This window comes from Streptomyces glaucescens (assembly GCF_002154375.1).
GTDB classification, from domain to species: Bacteria; Actinomycetota; Actinomycetes; order Streptomycetales; family Streptomycetaceae; genus Streptomyces; species Streptomyces glaucescens.
Window position 1 is genome coordinate 1 of record NZ_MUND01000070.1, and the last position, 2,011, is coordinate 2,011.

At 75.9% G+C, this 2,011-nt stretch carries 2 protein-coding genes; one reads left to right on the forward strand and one right to left on the reverse strand.

Annotated elements, in window-relative coordinates; all coding sequences use genetic code 11:
- Positions 1–1,149, forward strand: a 1,149-nt coding sequence (locus tag CCN42_RS05580) for an MFS transporter (protein ID WP_107427548.1), incomplete at its 5' end; no start/stop codon positions are given.
- Here the strand turns inward: CCN42_RS05580 and CCN42_RS05585 are convergent.
- Complete coding sequence (locus CCN42_RS05585; protein WP_086733378.1) at positions 1,111–1,956, reverse strand: spermidine synthase; 846 nt, start codon at positions 1,954–1,956, stop codon at positions 1,111–1,113. The genes CCN42_RS05580 and CCN42_RS05585 overlap by 39 nt on opposite strands.
- Positions 1,957–2,011: the final 55 nt, after the last annotated feature.

The window sequence follows — 2,011 nt, forward strand, 5'->3', positions numbered from 1 at the left end:
GTCGCCGCCGCCCGCACCCTGCCGCTGGTGCTCTTCCTGCTGATCGGCGGCGCGCTCGCGGACCGGCTGCCGCGGCACCGGGTGATGGTCGCGGCGAACGTCCTCAACTGCGTCTCGCAGGGCCTGTTCGCCCTGCTGGTGCTCACCGGCGATCCGCAGTTGTGGCAGATGATGCTGCTCACCGCCCTCAACGGCACCGGCCAGGCGTTCTTCAGCCCGGCGGCCGAGGGCATGCTCCTGTCCTCCGTGCGGGGCGAACAGGCCGGCCGGGCCTTCGCCGTGTTCCGGATGGCGATGCAGGGCGCGGCGCTGGGCGGCGCGGCGCTCGGCGGCGCCATGGTCGCGGTGATCGGACCGGGCTGGGTGCTCGCGGCGGACGCGGCGGCCTTCGCGGTCGCCGCCGGGCTGCGTTCCTTCCTCGACGTCAGCGGTGTCCCGGCGCGCGCGCCGGGTGGCGGCATGCTCGCCGATCTGCGCGAGGGCTGGCGGGAGGTGGCCGGACGGCCCTGGCTGTGGGGCATCGTCGTGCAGTTCTCGCTCGCCAACGCGGTGGTCGGCGCCGCCGACGCGGTCTACGGCCCGCTGGTCGCCCGCGACCATCTGGGCGGGCCCGCGCCCTGGGGCCTGGCGCTCGGCTTCTTCGGGGCGGGCACGGTCGTCGGCGCGCTGCTGATGACCCGCTGGAAGCCGCAGCGGCTGCTGCTCGCGGGCACGCTGTGCGTCTTCCCGCTCGCCCTGCCCTCGGCGGCGCTCGCCGTGCCGGTGCCGGCGGCGGCGCTGTGCGCGGTGATGTTCGTGACCGGGGTGACGCTGGAGGTGTTCGGCGTGTCCTGGATGACCGCCCTGCACCAGGAGATCCCGGAGGACAAGCTGTCCCGGGTCTCGGCGTACGACTGGTTCGGCTCGGTGGCGCTGGTGCCGCTGGCGACGGCGCTGGCCGGGCCCGCGGAGCAGGCGTTCGGGCGCACCCCGGCGCTGTGGGGGTGCGCGGCACTGGTCGTGGTGGCCACGGCGGCGGTGCTGTGCATGCCGGACGTACGCAATCTGCGGCGGCGGACCAAGGATGTCGCGATGGCGGGCGCGCCGGCCGTACCCGGCGCCGAGAGCCGGTCAGCCGATGCCGAACGCCCCGTCGGGGGGCTCGGGTGACGGTACGGCGTCCTCGTCCCGGACGGGCCGGGCGTCGCCGATGAACGCCCGCAGCGCGCGCCCGTGTTCGACCCGGGCGGGGAAGACGTCGGCGGCGGTGAGCCGGGTCAGGGCGGCGATGTCGACCGGACGGTGCGCGGCGACCAGGACCGCGTTGCCGAACCGGCGGCCCCGGAGTACGGCCGGTTCGGCGATCAGCGCCAGCTCCTCGAAGACCGCCGCGAAGGTGGCCAGCTGGGAGCGGAGGAAGGCGAAGGGCGCCGCGTCGGCGAGGTTCGCCAGATAGACACCGCCCGCGCGCAGCACCCGCTCGGTCTCCCGGGCGTAGGCGAGGGAGGTCAGGTGCGCGGGCACCCGCGAGCCGCCGAACACGTCGGCGACGAGGACGTCCGCGCTGTCGCCGGGGGCGCCGGCCAGCCAGGCCCGGGCGTCGGCAGCGTGCAGCGCGACGCCGGCGCCGGCCGGGAGGGGCAGGTGCTCGGCGACGAGGTCCAGCAGCGCCCGGTCGGCCTCGACGACGTCCTGCCGGGAGCCGGGCCGGGTCGCCGCCACGTACCGGGGCAGGGTCAGCGCCCCTCCCCCGAGGTGCAGCACGTCCAGCGCCCGCTCCGGCTCCGCGAGGATGTCCAGCACATGCCCGAGCCGCCGGGCGTACTCGAACTCCAGATGCGTCGGTTCGTCGAGGTCGACGTACGACTGGGGCGCTCCGTCCACGGTGAGCAGCCAGGCCCGCTCCCGGTCCACGTCGGGCATCAGCTTGGCCGTGCCCTGGTCGACGGACCGGCTGACGGGTATGGGCTCGTTCACGGGTCCATTGTGCCGGTGGCGCCGCCCCCGCCCGGCCCACACGGTCATGCCGCCC